General features: G+C 66.8%; 2 protein-coding genes. Both read left to right on the top strand.

Translation table 11 applies throughout. The features are described from left to right. The coding region (locus Q0Q02_RS23370) for a RecQ family ATP-dependent DNA helicase (protein ID WP_293813173.1) at positions 1-1,419 on the top strand (1,419 nt) is incomplete at its 5' end. Positions 1,420-1,699: 280 nt separating this feature from the next. After that, on the top strand, positions 1,700-4,138 hold the full coding sequence (gyrB, locus tag Q0Q02_RS23365) for a DNA topoisomerase (ATP-hydrolyzing) subunit B (RefSeq protein ID WP_293813172.1): 2,439 nt from the start codon (positions 1,700-1,702) through the stop codon (positions 4,136-4,138). Positions 4,139-4,194 lie beyond the last annotated feature (56 nt).

The raw sequence follows: 4,194 nt of genomic DNA, 5'->3' as shown, positions 1-4,194 counted from the left end.
ATCGACGAGGCGCATTGCGTCTCGCAATGGGGCCATGATTTCCGCCCGGAATACCGCCTGCTCGCCAAGACGCGCGAGGCCTTGGGCGGCGTGCCCGTCACCGCGCTGACCGCAACCGCCGACCGGCAGACCCAGGCCGATATCGCCCAGCAGCTCTTTCCGCAGCCGCCGCGGATGGTGGTGCATTCCTTCGACCGGCCGAACCTGAAGCTCGCCTTCGCGCCGAAGGAGCAGCCGCGCCGGCAGATCGACGATTTCCTGCGCCGGCACCGCAACGGCTCCGGCATCGTCTACTGCTCCTCGCGCAGCAAGACCGAGCGCCTTGCCACCGCGCTCAGCGAAAAGGGCTGGAACGCCCTGCCCTATCATGCCGGCCTCGAGCAGACGCAGCGCAACCGCAACCAGGATATCTTCCTGCAGGAGGACGGCGTCGTCGTCTGCGCCACCATCGCCTTCGGCATGGGAATCAACAAGCCGGATGTGCGCTTCGTCGTCCATGCCGACATGCCCGGCTCGATCGAGGGCTATTACCAGGAGATCGGCCGCGCTGGACGCGACGGTTTGCCGGCGGATACGCTGACGCTCTACGGCGTCGACGACATGGCACTCAGGCGCCGCCAGATCGACGAGAAACAGATCGACGACGAGCGCCGGCGGATCGAGCACAAGCGCCTCAACGCGATGATCGACCTTTGCGAGAACGCCTTGTGCCGGCGCAGCGCGCTGCTCGCCTATTTCGGCGAGGAGACGCCGCCCTGCCGGCATGGCGACGCGCCGTTCCGCTGCGATCTCTGCGGTGCGGAGGCTCCGGCCCTGCAGGACGCCACGCTCGATGCGCGAAAACTGCTTTCGGCGGTGATCCGCTCCGGCGAGCGCTTCGGCGCCGGCCATCTCGCCGATATCCTCACGGGAACGACGACCGAGGTCATCCGCCGCCAGAACCATGACGGCCTGAAGACCTTCGGCGTCGGCGCCGACAAGCCCAAGGCCGCCTGGATGGGGCTGACGCGCAAGCTCTTTGCGGCCGGCGCGCTGGCCGAGGCCAGCGTCGAGCATGGCGGCTTCTGCCTGACGCCGAAGGGCGAGGACATCCTGTTCGGGCGCGAGGAGATCGCGCTCCGGGTCGATCCCTTCGCCGAGCGCCGTTCCCGCCGCTCCGAGCGCGATGCGGCCCGCGCCGACGGGCTCGACGAGGGCACGGCCGGCCTGTTCGAGCACCTGCGCAAGCTCAGGCTCCAGATCGCCCGCGAGGAGGGCGTCGCGGCCTATATCATCTTCACCGATCGGACCCTGATCGCGATGGCGCGCGAGCGGCCGCTGGGGCTCGACGAGATGCGGATGATCGAAGGCGTCGGCGAGCGCAAGCTCGCGCAATATGGCGAGGCCTTCATCGAGGCGATCTCGGAATTCCGGGGGTAGGAGCGCGTTCTTTACCCACCTCGACGTCATCCCGGCCGGAGCGCAGCGAAGAGCCGGGATCCATGCCTGAACCTCTACCGGCAGCGCTCCGGAATGGATCCCGGGTCTCCCTTCGGTCGCCCGGGATGACCGCGTGTTTCCATTGTACAATTTCGGGGACGAAACCACCTCCCACGCGCACGCACGCGTAGGCGCGTGAAAAAGCCATCGTCTCACCCTATATTGTCGTTTCGAATCAGGATCATCGCGGGCGCTCGCTCGCCCGCTCAGGAACCACTTCATGACCGACGCCGCCCTCAGCGCCCAGCCCGACGACTACGGCGCCGATTCCATCAAGGTTCTCAAGGGCCTGGACGCGGTGCGCAAGCGGCCCGGCATGTATATCGGCGACACCGATGACGGCTCCGGCCTGCATCACATGGTCTACGAGGTCGTCGACAACGCGATCGACGAGGCGCTGGCCGGCCATGCCGACCTCGTCACGGTGACGCTGAATGCCGACGGATCGGTCACGGTCAGCGATAACGGGCGCGGCATCCCCACCGATATCCACAGCGAGGAAGGCATCTCGGCAGCCGAGGTCATCATGACCCAGCTCCATGCCGGCGGTAAGTTCGACCAGAACTCCTACAAGGTCTCGGGCGGCCTGCACGGCGTCGGCGTCTCCGTCGTCAACGCGCTCTCGGTCTCGCTCAAGCTGCGCATCTGGCGCGGCGGCCATGAGCATTTCATGGAATTCCGCCATGGCGATGCGGTCGCGCCGCTCGCCGTCGTCGGCCCGCAGGGCGACAAGCGCGGCACCGAGGTGACCTTCCTGCCCTCGCAGGAGACCTTCACCATGGTGGAGTTCGACTACAAGACGCTGGAGCACCGCCTGCGCGAGCTCGCCTTCCTCAACTCGGGCGTGCGCATCGTCCTGACCGATGCGCGCCATGCCGAGGTGGTGCGCGAGGAGCTGATGTATGATGGCGGCGTCGAAGCCTTCGTGCGCTATCTCGACCGCGCCAAGTCCTCCGTGATCGAGAAGCCGATCATGCTGACCTCGGAGAAGGACGGCATCACCGTCGATGTCGCGCTGTGGTGGAACGACAGCTACCACGAGAACGTGCTCTGCTTCACCAACAACATCCCGCAGCGCGACGGCGGCACGCATCTCGCCGGCTTCCGCGCCGCGCTGACGCGCCAGATCACCGGCTATGCCGAAAGCTCCGGCATCTCCAAGAAGGAGAAGGTCTCGCTCACCGGCGACGATTGCCGCGAAGGCCTGACCGCGATCGTCTCGGTCAAGGTGCCCGATCCGAAATTCTCGTCGCAGACCAAGGACAAGCTGGTCTCGTCGGAGGTCCGCCCGGTCGTCGAGAACGTCGTCAATCAGGCGCTGTCGGAGTGGCTGGAAGAGCATCCGGGCGAGGCCAAGACCATCGTCGGCAAGGTGGCGGAAGCCGCCGCCGCGCGCGAGGCCGCCCGCAAGGCGCGCGACCTCACCCGCCGCAAGGGCGCGCTCGATATCGCGTCACTCCCGGGCAAGCTCGCGGATTGCCAGGAGCGCGACCCCGCCAAGTCCGAACTCTTCATCGTCGAGGGTGACTCGGCCGGCGGCTCCGCCAAGCAGGGCCGCGCCCGCGAATACCAGGCCGTGCTGCCGCTGCGCGGCAAGATTCTCAACGTCGAACGCGCGCGCTTCGACAAGATGCTCTCGTCGGATCAGGTCGGCACGCTGATCACGGCGCTCGGCGCCGGCATCGGCCGCGCCGAAGCCGATCAGGGCGGCTTCAACCTGGCGAAGCTGCGCTACCACAAGATCATCATCATGACCGACGCCGACGTCGACGGCGCCCATATCCGGACGCTTTTGCTGACGTTCTTCTACCGGCAAATGCCGGAGCTGATCGATGCAGGCCATCTCTTCATCGCCCAGCCGCCGCTCTACAAGGCGGCGCGCGGCAAGAGCCATGTCTATCTCAAGGACGAGCGGGCTCTGGAGGAGTATCTGGTCGACTCGACGGTGGACGGCGCGACCTTCCGCACCAGCGAAGGCGTCGAGCGCGGCGGCGCGGATCTTCGCGCCCTGATCGAGGAAGCCCGCAACGTCCGCAACGCGCTGGCGCAGCTGCATTCGCGCTATGACCGCCGCGTCGTCGAGCAGATGGCGATTGCCGGCGCGCTGCACCCGATCAGCGAGGATGACGAGGCCAGCGCGAATGAAGCGGCGGCCACGATCGCGCGCCGGCTCGATGCGATCTCGGACGATCTGGAGCGCGGCTGGGAGGGCAAGGTCAGCGAAGGCGGCTTCGTGTTCTCGCGGATGATCCGCGGCGTGAAGCAGGCTGCGACGATCGATGCCGGCCTGCTCGCCAGCACCGAGGCCCGCAAGCTCCACGCGGCAGCGGCCTCCTTGCAGGAAGCCTATGCCAAGCCCGGCGTGCTCGCGCGCAAGGGCGACGACTTCACCGTCAACGGCCCGAGCGACCTGTTCGAGGCAGTCTCGACCATCGGCAAGAAGGGCGTCTCGCTGCAGCGCTACAAAGGCCTCGGCGAGATGAACCCCGATCAGCTCTGGGAGACGACGCTCGACCGCGACGTGCGCTCGCTGCTGCGCGTCAAGAACGACCAGAACGACGAGGCCGACGATCTCTTCGTCAAGCTGATGGGCGATGTGGTCGAGCCGCGGCGCGAGTTCATCCAGACCAACGCGTTGAACGCGACGGTCGATATCTGATCGCCGCGATGCCGGGACAAGTCCAAGCGAGGTCCTCGCTGAGGTTCTGGATGATC

It is taken from the genome of uncultured Allobosea sp. (genome assembly GCF_945956895.1).
Taxonomy (GTDB): domain Bacteria; phylum Pseudomonadota; class Alphaproteobacteria; order Rhizobiales; family Beijerinckiaceae; genus Allobosea.
The sequence above is the reverse complement of the archived record's forward strand: the minus strand, read 5'-3'. Positions and strand labels throughout refer to the sequence as shown.